This is a genomic window from Agromyces soli (assembly GCF_022811605.1).
Taxonomy (GTDB): Bacteria; Actinomycetota; Actinomycetes; order Actinomycetales; family Microbacteriaceae; genus Agromyces; species Agromyces soli.
Map to the genome: position 1 here is coordinate 1216301 of NZ_CP094533.1, position 18426 is coordinate 1234726.

General features: G+C 74.1%; 20 protein-coding genes. 5 read left to right on the forward strand and 15 right to left on the reverse strand.

The genetic code is table 11. The features are described from left to right. The first annotated feature begins 30 nt into the window (after positions 1-30). Positions 31-1080, forward strand: a complete 1050-nt coding sequence (locus tag MTP13_RS05795; protein WP_243570135.1) for a zinc-dependent alcohol dehydrogenase family protein — start codon at positions 31-33, stop codon at positions 1078-1080. A 30-nt stretch (positions 1081-1110) separates the two neighbouring features. Here the strand turns inward: MTP13_RS05795 and MTP13_RS05800 are convergent, their stop codons facing one another. Further along, positions 1111-3012, reverse strand: coding sequence for a helicase associated domain-containing protein (locus MTP13_RS05800; protein WP_243570136.1), 1902 nt, complete (start codon positions 3010-3012; stop codon positions 1111-1113). Between the two features lie 263 nt (positions 3013-3275). After that, positions 3276-4007 (reverse strand): hypothetical protein, encoded by a 732-nt coding sequence (locus tag MTP13_RS05805; protein ID WP_243570137.1) that lies wholly within the window; start codon positions 4005-4007, stop codon positions 3276-3278. Between the two features lie 275 nt (positions 4008-4282). On the opposite strand from MTP13_RS05805, the gene flgN reads away from it, so the two are divergent. From flgN to MTP13_RS05825, 4 genes are read left to right on the forward strand one after another with little or no spacing between them, the layout of a single operon-like run. Further along, positions 4283-4765, forward strand: a complete 483-nt coding sequence (gene flgN, locus MTP13_RS05810) for a flagellar export chaperone FlgN (RefSeq protein ID WP_243570138.1) — start codon at positions 4283-4285, stop codon at positions 4763-4765. Beyond that, entirely contained in the window at positions 4765-6183 is a 1419-nt protein-coding gene (gene flgK / locus MTP13_RS05815; protein ID WP_243570139.1) for a flagellar hook-associated protein FlgK, read from the forward strand. The genes flgN and flgK overlap by 1 nt, the downstream gene beginning before the upstream one ends. Before the next feature lie 3 nt (positions 6184-6186). After that, on the forward strand, positions 6187-7065 hold the full coding sequence (gene flgL, locus MTP13_RS05820; protein ID WP_243570140.1) for a flagellar hook-associated protein FlgL: 879 nt from the start codon (positions 6187-6189) through the stop codon (positions 7063-7065). Next, entirely contained in the window at positions 7062-7430 is a 369-nt protein-coding gene (locus MTP13_RS05825; RefSeq protein WP_243570141.1) for a flagellar assembly protein FliW, read from the forward strand. The genes flgL and MTP13_RS05825 overlap by 4 nt, the downstream gene beginning before the upstream one ends. A 409-nt stretch (positions 7431-7839) precedes the next feature. Here MTP13_RS05825 and MTP13_RS05830 read toward each other — a convergent pair whose 3' ends face one another. The 13 genes from MTP13_RS05830 to MTP13_RS05890 form a co-directional block, all read right to left on the reverse strand. Beyond that, positions 7840-8070, reverse strand: a complete 231-nt coding sequence (locus MTP13_RS05830; protein ID WP_243570142.1) for a carbon storage regulator — start codon at positions 8068-8070, stop codon at positions 7840-7842. A 62-nt stretch (positions 8071-8132) separates the two neighbouring features. After that, complete coding sequence (locus MTP13_RS05835; RefSeq protein ID WP_243570143.1) at positions 8133-9101, reverse strand: hypothetical protein; 969 nt, start codon at positions 9099-9101, stop codon at positions 8133-8135. 25 nt (positions 9102-9126) lie between these two features. Further along, a complete protein-coding gene (flhA, locus tag MTP13_RS05840) occupies positions 9127-11175 on the reverse strand; it encodes a flagellar biosynthesis protein FlhA (RefSeq protein ID WP_243570144.1) in 2049 nt (682 codons plus the stop codon). After that, complete coding sequence (locus tag MTP13_RS05845; protein WP_243570145.1) at positions 11172-12269, reverse strand: EscU/YscU/HrcU family type III secretion system export apparatus switch protein; 1098 nt, start codon at positions 12267-12269, stop codon at positions 11172-11174. The genes flhA and MTP13_RS05845 overlap by 4 nt, the downstream gene beginning before the upstream one ends. Before the next feature lie 3 nt (positions 12270-12272). Next, positions 12273-13031: a flagellar biosynthetic protein FliR gene (locus tag MTP13_RS05850; protein WP_189084185.1), complete on the reverse strand. Its 759-nt coding sequence runs from the start codon at positions 13029-13031 to the stop codon at positions 12273-12275. Next, positions 13031-13306, reverse strand: a complete 276-nt coding sequence (locus MTP13_RS05855) for a flagellar biosynthetic protein FliQ (protein ID WP_189084186.1) — start codon at positions 13304-13306, stop codon at positions 13031-13033. Before MTP13_RS05855 ends, MTP13_RS05850 begins: the two co-directional genes overlap by 1 nt. Beyond that, positions 13307-14164: a flagellar type III secretion system pore protein FliP gene (gene fliP / locus MTP13_RS05860; protein WP_189084187.1), complete on the reverse strand. Its 858-nt coding sequence runs from the start codon at positions 14162-14164 to the stop codon at positions 13307-13309. After that, on the reverse strand, positions 14161-14712 hold the full coding sequence (locus tag MTP13_RS05865; protein WP_243570146.1) for a FliO/MopB family protein: 552 nt from the start codon (positions 14710-14712) through the stop codon (positions 14161-14163). The genes fliP and MTP13_RS05865 overlap by 4 nt, the downstream gene beginning before the upstream one ends. Continuing rightward, on the reverse strand, positions 14712-15380 hold the full coding sequence (gene fliN, locus MTP13_RS05870; protein ID WP_243570147.1) for a flagellar motor switch protein FliN: 669 nt from the start codon (positions 15378-15380) through the stop codon (positions 14712-14714). Before fliN ends, MTP13_RS05865 begins: the two co-directional genes overlap by 1 nt. Beyond that, a complete protein-coding gene (locus MTP13_RS05875) occupies positions 15380-16276 on the reverse strand; it encodes a flagellar motor switch protein FliM (RefSeq protein ID WP_243570148.1) in 897 nt (298 codons plus the stop codon). The genes fliN and MTP13_RS05875 overlap by 1 nt, the downstream gene beginning before the upstream one ends. A gap of 174 nt (positions 16277-16450) precedes the next feature. Next, entirely contained in the window at positions 16451-17269 is an 819-nt protein-coding gene (locus MTP13_RS05880) for an OmpA/MotB family protein (protein WP_243570149.1), read from the reverse strand. Further along, the gene (locus MTP13_RS05885) at positions 17266-18033 is read right to left on the reverse strand and encodes a motility protein A (RefSeq protein ID WP_243570150.1); all 768 of its coding nucleotides are present in this window, start codon (positions 18031-18033) and stop codon (positions 17266-17268) included. Before MTP13_RS05885 ends, MTP13_RS05880 begins: the two co-directional genes overlap by 4 nt. 2 nt (positions 18034-18035) lie before the next feature. Then, a complete protein-coding gene (locus MTP13_RS05890) occupies positions 18036-18287 on the reverse strand; it encodes a flagellar FlbD family protein (protein ID WP_189084192.1) in 252 nt (83 codons plus the stop codon). Positions 18288-18426 lie beyond the last annotated feature (139 nt).

The following is an 18426-nucleotide window of genomic DNA, read 5'->3' on the forward strand; positions in this document are numbered from 1 at the left end:
GTGCGCGCATGAGGGCGTAGGCTCGCCCTCATGCGCGCCACTCTGATCCACGGCCCCGGTGACATCCGCGTCGAGGCCGTGCCCGACCCCGTGCTGTCGACCGGCCGCGACGCGATCGTGCGGGTGGTGGCCGCCTGCGTCTGCGGCTCCGACCTCTGGCCGTACCGCGGCGTGACGCCGACCCGGGAGCCGCGCCGGATCGGGCACGAGTTCGTCGGCGTCGTCGAGGCGGTCGGCGACCAGGTCGAGCGGGTGCGCCCGGGCGACTTCGTGATCGCCCCGTTCTACGTCTGCGACGGCAGCTGCGCGAACTGCCGCAACGGGGTGTCCACCTCCTGCCTGCACGGCGGCTGGTGGGGCTCCGCCGACCGCGACGGCGGCTTCGCCGACGGGGCGCAGGGCGAGCGCGTGCGGGTCCCGCTCGCCGACGGCACGCTGGCCGTCGTGCCGGGACCCGTCGCCGACGAGGAGGTGCCGGGTCTGCTGACGCTCTCGGACGTCATGGGCACCGGCCACCACGCCGCCGTCTCCGCAGGGGTCGGCCCGGGCGACGCGGTCGCGGTCGTCGGCGATGGCGCGGTCGGCCTCTGCGCCGTGATCGCCGCGAAGCGGCTCGGCGCGACGACGATCATCGCGATGAGCCGGCACCCCGAGCGGCAGGCACTCGCCCGGGAGTTCGGCGCCACGCACATCGTCGCCGAGCGCGGCGACGCCGGCATCGAGGCGGTCCGCGAGCTCACCGGCGGGATCGGCGCCGACCGGGTGCTCGAGTGCGTCGGCACGAAGGAGTCGATGGACCAGGCGATCCGTTCGGCCCGCCCCGGCGGCATGGTCGGGTACGTCGGGGTACCGAACGGGGGACCCGAGCTGCCCGTGCGCCGGCTGTTCGAGACGAACGTCGGCGTGAACGGCGGCGTCGCGCCGGTGCGCGGCTACATCGAGGAGCTGCTGCCCGACGTGCGCTCCGGCGCCATCCGCCCGGGGCTCGTCTTCGACCTCGAGCTGCCGCTCGAGGAGGCCGCCGAGGCGTACGCCGCGATGGACGAGCGTCGCGCGGTGAAGGTCCTGCTGCGGCCGTAGCGCGCCGGGCCCCGCCACGCGCGGGGCGTGCTAGGCGATGCGCGGCAGGCCGTCGTCGTCGCCGGGGCGACGGTCGCCGGGCACGCGCTGGGGCGTCGCGGGCTCCGAGGGCGGGATCGGCCGCGGGCCACTGCCCTCACCGGCCCAGCCCGGGGCGTTCGCGTCCAACCAGGCGATGCGGGTGGCGTCGAGCGCGCCGTCGCGGTGCGCGCGCCGCTGCGTCTGCAGCCAGGTGCCCAGCCGGCGGGACCGTTCGACGGTCGACCGCTCGTAGGGCAGCCGGCCGCGCTCCGCGACGTAGGCGGCGAGCTCCGCGGCGCGGCGCAGCCAGCTCGCCAGGCGCGGATCGCGCCACTCCGGGATGCGGGAGTCGAGCCACCGCTCGCGCGCCGCGCTCAGGCCGCCGCGGCGGGCCGCCGAGCGCTGATTGTTCAGCCAGACGCCGAGCTCGAGCTCGAGGGCGGTCGCCTCGGCTCCGCGGGCCGGCAGCCGATCGTGCTCGGCGCGGAAGGCGAGGAGGCGGACGGCGGTGTGCTCCCAGGCGTTCAGCCGGTGGTCCCGCCAGCCGGGCAGCTGGCGGTCGAGCCAGCGCTCGCGCGATTCGTCGAGCTCGCCGGCGACGGCGAGACTGCGCTGCCGCTGCAGCCACCTGGCCAGCGAGCGCTCCTCGGGGTCCTCGGCCCGGCTCGCGGGCGCTCCGGCCCCGAGCGCGAGCCGGCTGGCGAGCCGGTCGGCCTGCTGCCGCCACTCTCGCTCGTCGTCGAACCAGCCCACGACCGTGGCGTCCAGCGCGGCGCGGCGGGTGCCGCTCAGACTGCCCGCACGGGCCGCCGTGCGCTGCTCGGCGAGCCATGCGGCGGCGCGGCGTTCGTCGTCGCCGGCGCCGTTCGTGCGCGCCGGGGCGCGGCCGGCGTCTGCGATGAAGGCGACGAGCTCGTCGAGGCGGCGGCGCCACGCGGCATCCGGCCGCTCGCGCCAGCTCGGCACCGACCGGTCGAGCCGGGCCGCCCGCACCGCGGGAAGCGAACCGGCGGCCGCGAGTCGGCGTTGCCCGGCGAGCCACTCGCCGAGTCGGCGCTCGAGGGGGTCGGCGGCGTGCTTCGCGGGCAGGCGATCGTGCGCCGCCACCCAGCCGGCGAGTCGCCGCGCGGTGCGGGTCCACCGCGCGGCGGCCGGGTCGAGCCAGCCGGGCACTGCGTCGTCCAGTGCCCGACGACGCTCGTCGTCCAGTCGATCGTCGGCCGCGGCCTCGCGCTGCCGACGGAGCCAACCCGCCAGTCGGCGCTCGAACGGCTCGCCGGTGGCCGCCTCGCGCGGGAAGCGGCCGGTCTCGGCGATGAAGCCGGCGACCGCCGCGGCGGTGTCGTCCCAGTCCTCGTCGGCGGGGCGCCGCCAGCTCGGCAGGTTCAGCTCCAGCCAGGCGAGCCGGTCCGGCGCCAGACGGCCGGATGCCTCCGCCCGCCGCTGCGTGCGCAGCCAGGTGGCGAGGCGTCGTTCGGCGGCGTCGTGCGCGCTCGGGGCGGGGTAGGCGCCCGTCTCCGCGAGGTGCAGCCCGACAGCGACGGCCGTACCGTGCCAGTCGGTGCCGCGGGGGTCGCGCCAGCCGGGCACGAGCGAGTCGAGGTGGCGGAGCCGACGCTCGGGCAGCGCGCCGGCCCGGAGCAGCTCGCGCTGCCGCTTCAGCCAGCGGGCGGTGGCGCGCTCCGTCTCGGGGGCGTTCGCGGCATCCCGCGGCGGTCGCCCCGTCGTGGCGAGATGCTCGCGCAGCCGCGCGACGCGTGCCTCCCACTCGTCGTCGCCGTCGTGCAGGGCGACGCCGTGCCGCGGCGTCGGGATCGGCCTGTGCGGGGTCGGCGCGTCGTGGCGCGGGCACGCGACGGCCAGGCCAGGACCCGACGCGTACTGCGTCGGCGCCGAGCTGTCGTCGCCCATTCCATACCCCGAATCCGGCGGCGCTGCGCGCACGCCACGGCGACCGCCCCCGCGGTCGCCGAGGCGACCGGAGACATTCGGAACCCGAATCCGAACGCCGGAACACCGGCCGCTGCGGCGATTCTCACAGCCATTGCACAGCTTGGGCAAGGAGGGAGGAAGGGGCCCTGACGAATCCGCTTCGAGAGCGCGCTCTCACCCCCGGCGGATCGGCGTGTTTCCGGGCAAGCAGGGGGTCGGTGACGCGGAGGGGCCCGCCCGGTTCACCCCCGGACTGGGGGACGCTCGGCGAGTCCGGCGCGTCGCATCCCGGCGATCCACGGCGTCGGGAACGCGATCGACAGCTCCCACGCGAGCTCGCAGTCGGGTTCGGCCGCGACGACCGCGGCGATCCGCTCGGCATCCGCCTCCGCGAGCACGTGCGCCGGGGCGTCGACGCCCCGGTTCCAGGCGGCCATCGCACGGCGCTTCGCCTCGTTCAGCAGTTCCTCGGGCGAGGCGACGGGAGCGCCGTGCTCGAGCCAGCGGGACCGGCGCGCGCTGCCGGCGTCCTCGAGCGCCGGGCCGTCGAGCCGGTGCAGGCGAGGGCCGCCGGCCGTCTCCTCGTAGTAGCGGCGCTCGCCGGTGCGCAGCACGCGGACGCGGTGGTAGCCGCCCGGGTGCGGTTCGGGCGCCCCGTTCTCGCCGAGATACCGGGTCTCCTCGACGCCGCCGGCGGTGGTCCAGCGCAGCACGCGCACCCGGCCCGCCTCGTCGTGCCACTCGAGCACGCCGTCCGCGGCCTGGCCGGCGAAGCACAGCTCCTCGGGGTGCGCGGGCGTCGGGATGCGCCGGCCGAACAGCCAGGCCTCGCGGACGCCGGCGCGGTCGACCGCCCAGCCGACGGCGCGGTGCCGTTCGCCGCGGCGCCAATAGGAGACGCCGTCGGTGTGGTCGCGGCGCTCGGTCCACCCCTCCGACGGGTGCGGGGCGGTCGTGGTCTGTTCTGCTGGCATCGTGCTCGTTCCTCGGGTTCGGCCCTCGCGGGCCCTGGATCGTGTGTGCAGCGGGTGCGGGTCCACCCGCCGGGGCCGCCGAATCGGTGTCCTCAGCGGTGTCCTCATTAGTGCGGACATCCCGGCAAGAGATACATGCGCGGCACGGTCCGCCTTTGTGCCGACTTGCCCGACTTTCATGAAAGTCGGGCAAGTCGGAAAGGGGAACGGCCGGATCGCTTACCGCGGGCGGGCGCACGGCCGATAGTCGGATGCATCGAGGAGAGGCGGTCCGCATGTCGTTGCACGAACTCTCCGCCGTGCTCTGGCGCGAGCGGGAGCTGCTCGACGTGCTGCTCTACAAGCTCGAGGTGGAGCGCCTCCTGCTCGCCACCGACCGCCGTCGCTGGCTCGGCCGCGCGGCGCACGAGATCGAGTTCCTCACCGCCCGCCTCAAGGAGGTCGGGCTGGCGCGCGCCGTCGAGTCCGCCGAGGTCGCCGAGGAGCTGCAGCTCCCCGCGGAGGCGACGCTCCAGGAGCTCGCCGACACCGTCGGCGACGAGGTCTGGCGCGACATCCTGCTCGCCCACCTCGCGGCCCTCCGCGAGGTGACCGGCGAGATCAGCGAGCTCCGCGACGCGAACGAGCAGCTGCTCAAGCAGGCCGCCCGGCCCGCCGGAGTCGCCCAGCATGCCGCCCGGCGCGGCACCACGACCTACGACGCCCGCGGCCTCGCCCGGGACGTCGTCGAAGCCACCCTGGTGGACGAGGAGACCTGATGAGCACCTTCGGCGGGCTGAACACCAGCCACACCGCCCTGAACGCCGCGCGCACCGCCGTCGACGTCGCCGGCCAGAACATCGCGAATGTGAAGACGCCCGGCTACACGCGCCAGCGCGCGGAGCTCGCCTCCTCTCCGGTCGCGGGCCCCATCGGCGTGCTCGCACTCTCGCGCCCCGGCCCCGGGCAGGGCGTCATGGTCACCGGCATCGCCCGCCTCGCGAACGAGATGCTGAACGAGGGGGTGCGCGAGGCCTCCGCGAGCTCCGGCTACCACGCGACCCGCGCGGCCGCGCTCGAGACGCTCGAGACCGGCCTCCGCGAGCCGGGCAAGGACGGCCTCTCCGCCCGCATGCAGGAGTTCTGGGCATCCTGGCAGGATCTCGGCAACGCCGCCGGCGACGGCGCGGCGGCGGCCGTCGTGCTGCAGCAGGCGGCCACCCTCGCCGCGCGCATCGCCGACGGCTCCCGCGCGGTCTCCTCGCAGTGGACGGCGCTGCGGAAGGATGCCTCGACGATGGTCGACCAGGTCAACCACGCCGCCGCCCGGGTCGCCGAGCTGAACGACACCATCCGCCGCTCCACGCTCGCCGGCGGGCAGGTCAACGAGCTCCTCGACGAGCGCGACCGCGTCGCCGCCGACCTCGCCTCGATCGCCGGCGGCCAGGTGTACGACCGCGGCGACGGCACCGTCGACGTGCTCGTCGCCGGCAACCCGATCGTCACGGGCACGACCGCCAACCGGCTCGTGCTCGCGGGGCCGACGACCCCGGGCGGCACCGGCGCGGTCTCCGTGCAGTGGGAGCGCCGGCCGGGAACCGCCATCGACCTCGACGGCGGCGAGCTCGCCGGTGCGCTCTCCATGCTCGCGCCGGCCTCCGGCGGCACCGGCGGCTCGTTGAACGAGGCGCTCGCCTCCTACGACGCGGTCGCGACGGCGCTCGCCGAGCAGGTGAACGCCGTGCACCGCACCGGCGCGACGCCGAACGGCACGACCGGCCTCGACTTCTTCGCCTTCGACCCGGGCGTGCCGGCCGCGCTCGGCCTGCGCGTCGTCCCGACGGACGTCTCGGGCATCGCCGCCGCCCTCCCCGGCGCCGGTGCGAAGGACGGCACCATCGCCGACCGCATCGCCGGCATCGGCCGGGCGGCGGGCTCGCCGGACGAGGTCTGGGGCTCCTTCGTCGGGAAGGTCGGCATCGCCTCCGGCGCGGAGTCCTCGCGTGCGCAGGTCGCCGCGCTCGGCCTCGTCGACGCCGTCGGCCGCCAGCAGTCGGAGTCCGCGGTCGACCTCGACGAGGAGAACCTCGCGCTCGTCACCGCGCAGACCGCCTACCAGGGGGCGGCGCGCGTGTTCACCGCGATCGACGAGATGCTCGAAGTGCTGATCACCCGGACCGGCGTGGTCGGGAGGTAAGCCATGATGAACCGCGTCACCACGATGTCCATCGCGCAGTCCTCGGCGCGCAACCTGCAGCTCGCGGCATCCCAGCTGGCCAGGGCGCAGCAGCGTGCGACCGACTTCAAGGCCATCACGAAGCCCTCCGACGACCCCGCGGCGACCGCACGGGCCATGCAGGTGCGCGCCGAGCAGCGCGCGAACCTGCAGTACTCGCGCAACATCCAGGACGGCAACGCCTGGCTCTCGACGATCGACTCCGCCCTCCAGTCGACGACCTCGCTGCTCGGCCGGGCCCGCGACCTCACCCTGCAGGGCGCGAACGACGGCGCCCTCTCGCAGACGCAGAAGGACGCCATCGCCGCCGAGCTCGACGCCGTGCGCGATCTGCTGCTCGCCCAGGCGAACTCGAGCTACGCGGGGCGCCAGGTGTTCGCCGGCACCTCCGACCAGCCCGCCTTCGATGCGAGCTACGCGTTCTCCGGCGGGGCGGGCACGGTGGAGCGCCGCGTCGACGCGGGCACCACGGTCCGCGTGGACGTCGACGGCTCGAGCGTCTTCGGCGTGGGCGCCGACTCCGTGTTCGCCACCATCGACCGCATCGCCGCCGGCCTCCGGGCGGGCACCCCGGTCGGCGGGGAGCTCAGCGCGCTCGACGTGCACCGATCGGCGGTGCTCGACGCGCACGCCGCGGCCGGCGCCCGGCACGCGACCGTGCTCGAGTCGGTCGACCGCAACCTCGCGCAGAAGATCGACCTCGAGGCGACCCGCAGCCGGCTCGAGGACATCGACGTGGCCACCGCCGCCATCGAGCTCTCGACGAGCGAGATCGCGCACCAGGCCGCGCTCGCCGCCACCGCCCGCGCCGTGCGCCCGACCCTGATGGACTTCCTGCGATGACCCGACTGACCTTCCTCGCCCCGCCCTTCGGGCTCGCCGACACGGACTTCGAGCTCGCCGCGGTCGACGGCGCGCCGGGGCTGCTCGCCCTCCGCGCGGCGTCGGGCGACGCGCGTCTCTACCTGCTGGACGCCGCGCTGCATCTGCCCGGCTACCACCCGATCGTGCCCCGCATCGACCTCGACGAGCTCGGCGACGCCGAGCCCGCCGTCTACGTCGTGGTGAACCCCTCGGCGGCGCCGACGACCGTCAACCTGCAGGCGCCGATCGTGGTCGCCGCGGACGGGCGCGCACGGCAGACCATCCTCGATCGGGGCGACTGGCCGCTCCGCGCCCCGCTCGCCGAGGTGCTCGCCGCCGCCTGAGCCTGCGGCGTCCCCGCCTTCTCCATCCCCGCCCCTCGCCAGCCCCCTCCGTCCCTCGAGGGGGTCGAATTCCGGCAGCGCCACGGCCGGAGCCCGATGAGGATGTCGCGAACCGACCCTTTCGGTGGGCCGGAGGCCGGGGCGGGGGCGGCCGGGGTGGGGCGGGCCGGGGCACCGCGGGACGAACTGCCCGTGGCGCTGGAGCCTTGGTGGCCCATATGCTGTGCGAGGCGCAGTTCGGGCGCCGAGAGTGCTGTCCCGGCGCCGTTCTGCTGGCATTCCGAACTGCGCGCGACCCGATGCGTGGCCGACGCGCCATCGGAGAAGGGGCGGATGCGACCTCGGATGACCCGAACGTTCGGGATCGTCGCGCATGCCGCGACGGCATCCGTCCCTTCGCTCGGCGGGCTCAGCGACCGAGCAGTTTGAGCAGCTCCGATTCGGCGCCCGCGCCGACCACGGCGGCCTCGCGGTTCGCGTCGCTCACGCCGACGACGATCTCCTCGCGCTGGATGCGCCGATCGCGCGGCGCCTCGATGCCGAGCCGCACGGAGCTGTCGCCCCGCACCTCCAGCACCGTGATGACGATGTCGTCGCCGATGAGCACGCGCTCGTTCGACTTGCGGGTCAGTACCAGCATCCCTGCTTCACTCCTCCTGGCCGCAGACTCCCCGGCGGCCTCACCACCATCATGCGCGGCAGTCACCGGTTCTGCGGTTGACGCCATCCGATCCGGGGGCCGAAGCGCGAGACGTCGAGCGGATGCCTCGTCCGTTCCGTGCCGACGGCGGCGAGCGCCGAGATCGGCAGGGCGGCATCCACCCGGGCGAGCCAGTACGCCGTGTCGTCGGTGCGACGGCTGACGTCGACGGCCGCCCAGACCTCGTCCGGCCGGAGCTCGGCGAGCCGGGCGAGGTCGTCGTCGAGCCCGACCGAGACCGCGAGCACGACGGCGGCGTGCTGCTCGACGGCGCGCATCCGCGCGGCGAGCGCCGCACGTCGGTCGGGCACGTCGGCTTCGGCGTCCGCCGCGCGGCCGTGCAACAGCAGGGGGGCGCCGGCCGCCTGGCCGATGAGTCCGCGCGCCGCCGTCTCGGCGTCGTCGCCGAGGCCGAGCACGAGCACGAAGTCGCCGGCCGAGGCCCGGTCGGCGACGAGCGGGATGCCGGGAGCCTCGAGCTCCACGAGCGACGAGCGCACGGCCTCGAGGACGATCGGGCGGTCCTCGGCGTCGTCGGTCGCGGTGGGCGCGGGCGCGACGCCGTCGCCCGGGGCATCCGCCGCCGGTGCCGTCGCCGGTGCGGCTGCCTGACCCGCGAGCGGCGGCACCGCGATCGCCCGCTCGACGTCGGCGAGCAGCGTCGCGAAGGCCCGGCTCGACGTCGAGGCCTGCGGGCCGGCGGCCGGCTCGATCGCTGCGGCTGCGCGGGTGGCGGAGGGGCCGCCGGGGCCCGAGCCGCCGTCCGCCCGGTCCGCATCGGCGAGGAGCGCCGCGATGCCCGCGCGGTCGACGCGCTCGGGGGCGATCCCGCCCGCGGGCGCCGCGTCGTCCGGCACGATGACGGTCGCCTCGATCTCCTCGTGGGCGAGGAAGCGGCCGAGCCCCTTGCGGGTGACCCGGGTCGCCTCGGTGATGCGGGCCTCGGGCCCGTAGGCGAGGAGCACCTGCATGCGCAGCTCCTCGAGGCTGGCCGCCTTACGCCGGAAGCTCGGCATCGCTCCGGATCACCCCCACGGTCTCGATGGTGGCGGCGCCCGCGGACGCCTGCTGGTAGGAGAGCACCGGGGTCCCCGGCGACTGCGCCGCGACCAGCCGGTGCACGGCGGGCCGCAGCGCGGGAGCGCAGACGAGGACCGCCCGGCCGCCCTCGGCCTCCGCCGAACGGATCCGGTCGCGCACGCCCGTGAGCACGCGTTCGATCGTCTCGGGCGGCAGCAGGATCTGGCTGCCGTGCTCGCTCGGCCGCAGCCCCTCGAGCATGCGCTGCTCGAGCATCGGGTCGATCATCACCACGCGGAGCACGCCGTCGTCGGCGAAGGCGGCCGGCAGCACCGCGCCCAGGGCGTCGCGGGCGGCCTCGACGAGCAGCTCCGGGTCGGTCGTCGTCTTCGCGCGCAGCGAGACGGCCTCGTAGATGCGCGGCAGGTCGGTGATCGGCACCCGCTCGGCGAGGAGGCCCTGCAGCACCCGCTGCACCTCCGCGAGCGACAGCGGGGTCGGCGTGAGCTCCTCGACGGCGGCCGGGTTCTCGGCCCGCACGCCCTCGGTGAGCACGCGCACGTCCTCGCGGCTGAGCAGGCGCGCGGCGTGATCGCCGACGATGCTGGAGAGGTGCGTCACGATGACCGACACGCGGTCGATCACGGTCGCACCGAGCAGCTCGGCGTTGCGGCGCGATTCCGTCGGCACCCACTTGCCGGCGAGCCCCCACACCGGTTCGATCGTCGGCTCGCCGGGCAGCGACTCCAGGTGGTCGCCGAGCGCCAGGGCGCGGCCGGGCGGCGCCTGCCCGCGGCCCACCTCGACGCCCGCGACGCGGATCGAGTAGGTGGACGGCGGCAGCTCGACGCTGTCGCGCGTGCGCACCGGGGGGATGACGAAGCCCATCTCCATCGCGAGCTTGCGCCGCAGCGCCTTCACCCGGGCCAGGAGGTCGTCGGCCGAGCCGTTCACGAGGTCGACGAGATCGGTGGCGAGGCCGATCTCGAGGGCGTGCACCCGGGCCTGCGCGAGGATGTCCTCCGTCGTCTCGGCGCGGGGCGCCGCGGCCTCGATCTCGTCCGCCCGCGCCTGCTGCTCGGCGGTGCGCTCCCTCGTGCGCACCCGCTGGGCGAGCATGGCGAGCACGATGCCGGCGCCGAGGAACGGCAGGATCGGCATCCCGGGGATGAAGCCCATCAGCACCGCGGCGCCCGCCGCGATGCCGAGCGCCGTGCGCGACTGCATGAGCTGCGCCGCCGCGCTGTCGCCCATGTCGGTCTCGCTGTTGGAGCGGGTGACGACCATGCCCGTCGACACCGCCATGAGCAGCGCCGGGATCTGGGTGACGAGGCCGTCGCCGATGGTGAGCAGCGTGTAGGTGTTCAGCGCGTCGCCGATCTCCATGCCGCGCTGCACCATGCCGATCGTGATGCCGCCGATGATGTTGATCAGGATGATCACGATGCCGGCGATCGCGTCGCCCTTGACGAACTTCGAGGCGCCGTCCATCGCGCCGTAGAAGTCGGCCTCGGCCGAGACCTCCTCGCGTCGACGGCGGGCCTCGGTCTCGGTGATGAGCCCCGCGTTCAGGTCGGCGTCGATCGCCATCTGCTTGCCGGGCATCGCGTCGAGCGTGAAGCGCGCGCCGACCTCGGCGACGCGCTCGGCGCCCTTCGTCACGACGACGAACTGGATGACGACGAGGATGAGGAACACGACCGCGCCGATGATGATCGAACCGCCGACCGCGACGTGCCCGAAGGCCGCGATGACCTGCCCCGCGTAGCCCTCGCCGAGCACGAGGCGGGTCGAGGCGACGTTGAGGCCCAGCCGGAACAGGGTCGCCACGAGCAGCAGCGAGGGGAACACCGAGAAGTCCAGCGGCTTCTTCACGAACATCGTCGTCAGCAGGATGACGAGCGCGAAGAGGATGTTCACGACGATGAGGGCGTCGAGCATCCAGGCGGGCACGGGCACGATCAGCAGCAGCAGGATGCCGACGACGCCGAGCGGCACCGCGATCATGGAGAGCCTGCGGTTCATCCGACACCTCCGGCGGGGGTCATGGTGGTCATGGCGTGCACGCCCGCGACGCTGCCGCGGCGGCGGAGGGCCTGCACGAAGGTGAGCACGACGGCGACGGCCTGGTAGAGCTCGACGGGGATCTCCTCGCCGAGCCGGCACGCGGCGTGCAGGGCGCGGGCCAGCGGCACGTCGCGCACCATCGGCACGCCGGCGCGCTCGGCCTCTTCGCGGATGCGGGCGGCGATGTGCCCCTTGCCCTTCGCGACGAGGCGGGGCGCGCTGCGGCCGGGTTCGTAGCGGAGGGCGACGGCGACGTGGGTGGGGTTCACGACGACGACGCTCGCGTCGGCCACCGCGGAGATCATCCGGTTGCGGCTCATGGCGAGCTGCCGGGAGCGGCGCTGCGACTTCACGAGCGGGTCGCCGTCGGTGTGCTTCGCCTCGTCGCGCACCTCCTTCTTCGTCATCATCGTGTGCTTGCGGTTGCGGCGGCGCACGACGAGCACGTCGAGCGCGGCGAGCACGAGGCCCACCGCGACGGCGGTGACGACGAGGGCGGCGACCCCGTCCGAGGCGGCCTGCAGCACGGTGGTGAGCGGCAGGCCGCCCGCGCCGGCGAGGATCGGCATCAGGGACTGCACGACCGACCACAGCACGATGCCGAGGATCGCCGTCTTCGCGAGCGCCTTCGCGCCCTGCCAGAGCGCCTGGAAGCCGAACACCCGGCCGACGCCCTTCACCGGGTCGAACTGCTCGAAGCGCCAGAACTTGCGCCGGAAGTGCACGCCGCCCTGCAGCACCGCCGCGGCGAGCACGACGATCGAGACGACGACGAACGCGAGGCCGAGCGTCGGCAGCATCGAGGCGAAGCCGGCTTCGAGCGCCTGGGTCGCCGCGGCGCCCGAGGGGGCGGCGGCGACGTCCGCCACGAGGTGGAACTGCGCGACCGCGGCATCCGTCCCGACCGCGATCGTCGCCGGGAGCACGACCGCGATCGCCCCGATGCCGACCCAGGCCGTGAGGTCCTGCGAGCGCTGCAGCTTGCCCTCGCGGCGCACCTCGCGCATCCGCTTGTCCGTCGCCTGCTCGCTGCGCTCACCGACGTCGCTCATCGCTCACCACCCCTTCCGCATCGCGCCGATCGCGGTCTCCGTGAGCGCGTCGACGACGCCGGGGAGGGCGACGAAGACGGTGCCGGCGAGGGCGAGCGTCAGCAGGATCTTCAGCGGGAAGCCCATCGCGAAGGCGTTCAGGGCGGGCGCGACGCGGGTCAGCAGGCCGAGGCCCGCGTCCGCGAGGAACAGCACGACGAGCAGCGGCCCGGCGATCTGCGCCGCGGAGACGAGGATGCCGCTCGCCGCGTCGACCGCGGACTCCGCCGAGCGGGCCACGTCGATGCCGACGCCGAGCGGGATCGCGTCGAACGACTGGAACATGCCCATCAGCACCACGAGGTACGCGCCCGAGGCGGCCATCAGCGCGATCGCCGCGAGGTTGAAGAAGCGGGCGAACTGGGCGCCCTGCACCATCGACTGCGGGTCGAAGCCCTGCGCGAGCTGGAAGCCGCCGAAGAGGTCGAGCAGCCCGCCGGCCGACTGGATCGCGCTGAACACGGCGTAGACGAGGAAGCCGAGCAGCGCTCCCGTGCCGACCTCGGCGATGAGGGCGCCGAGGAAGCCGGCACCGTCGGGCGGCGTGTACCCGGGCACCACGGCGGGCGACACGGCGAGCCCGAGCGCGAGCGCGAGTCCCGCCTTCACGCGCATCGGCACGGCACGGTTCGAGAACGGCGGGGCGATCACGAGGAAGGCCGCCATCCGCACGCTCGCGAGCATCACGGCCTCGAGCCAGGCGGGGTCGAAGGCGAAGTCCATCAGCCGGCCCCCACGAGGCTCGGGATGCGCTCGAACAGGCCGAGCGTGAAGGCGACGATCTCGCTGATCATCCAGTGCCCGCAGACGACGAGCGCGATGCCGACGGCCACCGCCTTCGGCACGAACGACAGCGTCACCTCCTGGATCTGCGTGATCGACTGCAGCAGCGAGATCGCGAAGCCCACGACGAGCGCGGTGAGCAGCGCCGGCGCACCGAGCTTCGCGGCGACGAGGAGGCCCTGCAGGCCGATGTCGAGGACGGCGGCGGTGTCCACTCAGCCTCCCCGGTAACTGGAGACGAGGGTCGTGGCGAGCAGGCCCCAGCCGTCGACGAGGATGAACAGCAGGATCTTGAACGGCAGCGAGATCATCACCGGCGGCAGCATCATCATGCCCATCGACATCAGCACCGCCGAGACGACGAGGTCGATGACGAGGAACGGCACGAACACGACGAAGCCGATGATGAACGCCGAGCGGAGCTCCGAGATGACGAAGGCGGGGATCAGCGTCCACAGATCGACCGCCGAGGGGTCGGCGGGGTTCGGGAGCCCCGCGGCCCTGGTCATCAGGGCGAGGTCCTCCTCGCGGGTGAACGACAGCATCCAGTCGCGCAGCGGCGCGACGCCCGCCTCGAACGCCTGGCTCGCGTCGAGCTGACCGGCGAGGTAGGGCTGGATGCCGAGCTCGTTCACCTGCGCGAGCACGGGCTGCATCACGAAGAAGGAGAGGAACAGGGCGAGGCCGGCGAGCACCTGGTTCGGCGGGATCGCGGGCAGCGACAGCGCGTTGCGGGCCATCGCGAGCACCACGAAGATCTTCGTGAACGAGGTCGTCATGATCAGCAGCGCCGGAGCGACGGCGAGCAGGGTGATGCCGATGAGGGTGACGATCGCCGAGGAGGGCGTGCCGTCGGGGCCGTTGATGGACACGCCGAAGCCGCCCTGCCCGGGATCCACGGGGGCGACGGGGTCGCTCGGCGGGGTGGGGGCGTTGGGGTCGATCTCCACGGCGAAGCCGGCTGCGGAGGAGAGCACGACCCAGAGGAGCGCGATCAGGATGGAAGCGGCCGCGATGGCGGCGATCCGCAGAGGCTTCCCCGACCGGCTGCTGCCGGCCGAGGGGCGCGTCATATGCCGAGGCCCTCCTTCACCCCGGCGAGCGAGCGCTTCCATGTCTCGGCCGAGAGGATCGACCCGCGGCGCGATCCGTGCGATGCGGGTGCGGTGGAGGCCGCCGCGAGGGCGGCACGGCGGGTGACGGGCGCGTCGGCGTCCGCCGACGGCTCGTCGAAGATGGCGAGGGCGTCGAGCCCGTCGAGGACGTCGTCCTCACGGCGTGCCGCCGACGGCTGCGCGGATGCCTCGACGGGCACCGGCTCGGCGGGGGCGACGGCGGCGGCGAGCACCGCGTCGAACTCGGCGTCGGGCACCGGCGCCGGCCGGTCGCTCAGCACCGACACCCCGTGCTCGGTCACGCCCAGCACGAGACGGCGGCCGTCGGCATCCACGATCGCGACCGAGGCCTTCGGCGACAGCGACTGGCGCGCCACGACCTGGACGAGGCTCGCCTTCTTCGACCCCGAACGCCGCCGGCTGAGCTGGCGGTGCGCCACCCAGATGACGGCGAGGACGACGCCGAGGGCGACGACCACGCGGAGGACGAGGAAGACGGCATCCACTAGCGGGCGCCCTCCTGGGCGTCGAGGATGCGGGTGACCCGCACGCCGTAGTCCTGGTCGACGACGACGACCTCGCCGTGGGCGATGATGCGGCCGTTCAGCAGGATGTCGGCGGGGGCGCCGGCGGAGCGGTCGAGCTCGACCACGGCGCCGGGCTCGAGGCCCAGCACGTCGCGCACCGTCATCCGCGTCCGGCCGATCTCGACCGTGAGCGCCATCTCGACGCCGTTGATGCGGTTCAGCCGCTCCTCGGGGTCGCCCCCGAGCGGGCCGCCCTGACGACCCGAGCGGCGCGGCCGCACGGCGAACCAGCCGACGATCGTCTCGCCGTCGAGCAGCTCGAAGACCTCCGCGTCCGGGTCGTCGAAGAGCCCGGCGCCCTCGCGGACCTCGCCGAGCACGCCCGTGCCGTAGACGCGCGCCGCGGCGGCGAGCGCCGGGTGCACGAGGTTCTCCACGGCGAGCCCGTCGTGGGCGATCGTGCCGACGCCGAGGAAGCCGACCGCGACGTCGACCGAGACCTGGCCGACCGAGCTCGCCTCGAACGACTCCGCGGGCGCAACCCGGCCCGCCGGGCCGCCGACCGTGTAGCCGTTCTCGCTCGGCAGGGCGCGGGCGAGCTCGGCGGCGGCGTCGGCGGCGAGCGCGGCGGAGGCGGTCGTGGTCATCAGAGGATCTCCAGAGTCTCGGTGATGGTGCAGGCGAGCCGGTTGCCGGTGCGGCCGATCGCGGCGCGGCCGACGGCACGACCGTCGACCGTGACGAGGAACGGCTCGCTCGCGGCGTGCGCGAGCGGGATCACGTCGCCGACGGCGAGCTCGAGGATGTCGTGCGGGGTGACCGGCACCGGGGCGAGGCCGACGCCGAGCGGCACCGGGGTCAGTTCGATCTGCGCCGCGACGAGGCTGCGGGCGCGGTCGGTCGCGACCACCGGGTTCGACTCGCCGAGGCCGCGCAGCACCGCGTCGGCCGGCAGGGCCAGGGTCGCCGTCGTCTCGCGCTCGGCGCACTCCACGATGAAGCTCGCCACGATCATCAGCGCCGACGTCGGCGCGGCCTGCGCGAACTGCGCGGTGTGGTGCAGCGAGTCGAACTCCGGACGGGCGGGGAGGACGCGGCCGAGCGAGTACTGCAGGTCGTCGAGCAGGTCGTCGAGGAGGGCGCGCAGCAGCTGCTGCTCGATCTCGGTGAAGGTGCGCTCGGGCTCGATGCGCTCGCCGGAGCCGCCGAGCATGTGCGTCATCCAGCCGAGCGCGGCCGAGGCGGGGAACTGGATGACCGCCTTCGCCTCGTCGCCCGCGAGCCGGCAGAGCACCATCGTCGTCGCGGGCGGCAGCGAGGCGGCGTAGTCGTCGTAGGTGTGCATGCCGACCTGCAGGAACGTGGCCTGGGAGCGGGCGCGCACGTTCGCGGTGAGCTGCGTGCCCCACTGCCGGGCGAAGCTCTCGAAGGCGAGCTCGAGCACGCGGGAGTGCTCGCGGGCGAGCGTCGTGGGGCGACGGAAGTCGTAGGGCTCGGCGGCGCGCGTCGGCGTCTCGGCCTGCTCCTCGGTTCTCGTCAGCACGACTCCGACTATCGGTCGCGGTCCCCGGCGCGGTTAGCCCGGTTCGCCGAGCTCGTCGAAGCGCTTGGTTCGCTGAGCCCGTCGAAGCGTTTGGTTCGCTGAGCCTGTCGAAGCGGGCGGCCCCTCGACGGGCTCGGGGAGCCAGCCCGGGCCCACGGTCTCGGGGAACCAGCGCTACCGCCCCGCGGTCGTCGCCGCCTCGAGCTGGTCGTAGAGGGCGGGCAGCAGCGCCCGCACGTCCTCGGGCTGGTCGGAGACCACGACGAGGTCGACGCGGCGGTTCAGCGACATCCCCGCCTCGTCCGTGCGCGCCGTGATCGGCCTGGCCGAGCCGTAGCCGATCGCGACCGCGCGCTCGGGCGCGAGCGAGCCCTGCTCGACGAAGTACCGCACGACGCGGGCCGCGCGGCCGCTCGCGAGCTCCCAGTCGGTCGGGAAGGGGCCCGGCGAGCCGTGCGGATCCGCGTGCCCCTCGACGCGGATCTCGTTCGGGATCGTCTTCAGCACCCCGCCCACGATCGTCAGCACCCGCTGCGCGAGCTCGCTGAGATCGACGCTGTTGCCGGTGAAGTACGTCTCGGCCCCGACGAGGCGGATGATGAGGCCGTGCTCGTCGATGTCGAAGGCGACCGCGTCGCGCAGGCCGGCCTGCTTCAGCCCCGCGTCGATGCGGTCGCGGATCTCGACGAGGTCCTGCAGCTCCTGCTTCGCCAGCTCGAGCGGCGTCGGCTCCTGCTCCGTCTCCTCGCTGCGCATGTCGGCGGGCACGACGAAGCCGTCCGAGACATCCACCTTGTCGCTGACCTCCTGGCCGAAGCCGGTGGCGAGCGAATTGCTGAGCGCCTTGAACTTCTCCGCGTCGACAGTCGACATGGCGAAAAGCACGATGAACATGCACATGAGCACCGTGACCATGTCCATGTACGACGCCATCCAGCGCTCGTCGTTGTGGACCTCGCCGTTCGCCTGGCGGCGCTTCCGCCGGGCGCTCATGCCGCCTCTTGCTGCTGCCCCAGGCCCGGGGCGATGGCCCGCAGGCGCTCGCCGAGGAGTCGCGGCTGGCTGCCGGCCTGCACGGCGAGCGCGCCCTCCATGACGAGGGTCATGTGCTCGGCTTCGAGCGTGGTGAGGCGGGCGATCCGGTCGCCGATCGGCAGCCAGATGAAGTTCGCCGACAGCAGGCCCCACAGGGTGGCGACGAAGGCGGTCGCGATGGAGGGGCCGAGCGTGTCGGGGGAGTCGAGCTTCTCGAGCACGTGCGTGAGCGAGACGACGGTGCCGATGATGCCGATGGTCGGCGCGTAGCCGCCGAGCGCCTTGTAGAACTTGGCGGACTGCATGCCGTCGCGCTCCTTGGAGGCGATCTCCTCCTCGAGCAACGAGCGCAGCTCGTCGCCGTCGGTGCCGTCGGCGATGTTCTGCAGGGCGTTGCGGAGGAACGGGTCGTCGGTCTCCGAGGCATCCTGCTCCAGCGAGAGCAGGCCCTCGCGCCGCGCCTTCTCGGCGATCTCGACGAGTCGGTCGATCGTGCCCTGCGGCTTCGCGGTCTTGCCGCGGAAGGCGCGGGGCAGGGCCTTCACCGCGCGGAACGCGTCGCCGAGGGTCGCGCCGGCGATGCCGACGGCGATCGTCGCGCCGAACACGAGCGCCATCGGCGCGGGGAGCAGGAGCGCTTCGACGTGCGCGCCCTCGAGCGTGATCATCGCGTAGAGCGAGCCGAACGCGAGGACGAGGCCGATGAGCAGGGAGGGGTCCACGGTCAGTCCGCCTTCGGTGCCAGGGTCAGGCGGGTGACGGGGGCGGGGGTGCCGCGGTCGAGCTCCTGCGCGCGGGCGAGCACGCGGGCGCGGAATTCGACGATCCGCTCGATGACCTCTTCGACGGACTCCGTCACGACGTAGTTCGTGCCGTCGACCATCAGGAGCGTCGTGTCGGGGGTCGCGTGGATGCGCTCGACGAGGTCGGCGTTCAGCGCGAAGCTGCTGCCGTTCAGTCGTGTCACGACGATCATGGATCCCCCGAAGCTGCAGGGGCGACCGGGCGGCCGCCGCTCTCCACTCTCGGCCGCGCGGTGTCCCGCCGTTAGGGGGTGGGCTCTCGCTGCCCCAGCGGCGCTCCGCGCCGCCCTCCCGCCCCCATCACCCTCCGAA

What these genes read in the sequence shown, in the direction of transcription:
- flhA (WP_243570144.1), bottom strand. Translation starts at nt 11,175, where the DNA reads ATGAACCGCAGGCTCTCCATGATCGCGGTGCCGCTCGGCGTCGTCGGC.
- MTP13_RS05800 (WP_243570136.1), bottom strand. Translation starts at nt 3,012, where the DNA reads ATGGGCGACGACAGCTCGGCGCCGACGCAGTACGCGTCGGGTCCTGGC.
- flgN (WP_243570138.1), top strand. Translation starts at nt 4,283, where the DNA reads ATGTCGTTGCACGAACTCTCCGCCGTGCTCTGGCGCGAGCGGGAGCTG.
- MTP13_RS05805 (WP_243570137.1), bottom strand. Translation starts at nt 4,007, where the DNA reads ATGCCAGCAGAACAGACCACGACCGCCCCGCACCCGTCGGAGGGGTGG.
- fliN (WP_243570147.1), bottom strand. Translation starts at nt 15,380, where the DNA reads ATGACCACGACCGCCTCCGCCGCGCTCGCCGCCGACGCCGCCGCCGAG.
- MTP13_RS05795 (WP_243570135.1), top strand. Translation starts at nt 31, where the DNA reads ATGCGCGCCACTCTGATCCACGGCCCCGGTGACATCCGCGTCGAGGCC.
- MTP13_RS05825 (WP_243570141.1), top strand. Translation starts at nt 7,062, where the DNA reads ATGACCCGACTGACCTTCCTCGCCCCGCCCTTCGGGCTCGCCGACACG.
- flgK (WP_243570139.1), top strand. Translation starts at nt 4,765, where the DNA reads ATGAGCACCTTCGGCGGGCTGAACACCAGCCACACCGCCCTGAACGCC.
- fliP (WP_189084187.1), bottom strand. Translation starts at nt 14,164, where the DNA reads ATGACGCGCCCCTCGGCCGGCAGCAGCCGGTCGGGGAAGCCTCTGCGG.
- MTP13_RS05850 (WP_189084185.1), bottom strand. Translation starts at nt 13,031, where the DNA reads ATGGACTTCGCCTTCGACCCCGCCTGGCTCGAGGCCGTGATGCTCGCG.
- MTP13_RS05880 (WP_243570149.1), bottom strand. Translation starts at nt 17,269, where the DNA reads ATGAGCGCCCGGCGGAAGCGCCGCCAGGCGAACGGCGAGGTCCACAAC.
- MTP13_RS05835 (WP_243570143.1), bottom strand. Translation starts at nt 9,101, where the DNA reads ATGCAGGTGCTCCTCGCCTACGGGCCCGAGGCCCGCATCACCGAGGCG.
- MTP13_RS05890 (WP_189084192.1), bottom strand. Translation starts at nt 18,287, where the DNA reads ATGATCGTCGTGACACGACTGAACGGCAGCAGCTTCGCGCTGAACGCC.
- flgL (WP_243570140.1), top strand. Translation starts at nt 6,187, where the DNA reads ATGATGAACCGCGTCACCACGATGTCCATCGCGCAGTCCTCGGCGCGC.
- MTP13_RS05845 (WP_243570145.1), bottom strand. Translation starts at nt 12,269, where the DNA reads ATGAGCGACGTCGGTGAGCGCAGCGAGCAGGCGACGGACAAGCGGATG.
- MTP13_RS05830 (WP_243570142.1), bottom strand. Translation starts at nt 8,070, where the DNA reads ATGCTGGTACTGACCCGCAAGTCGAACGAGCGCGTGCTCATCGGCGAC.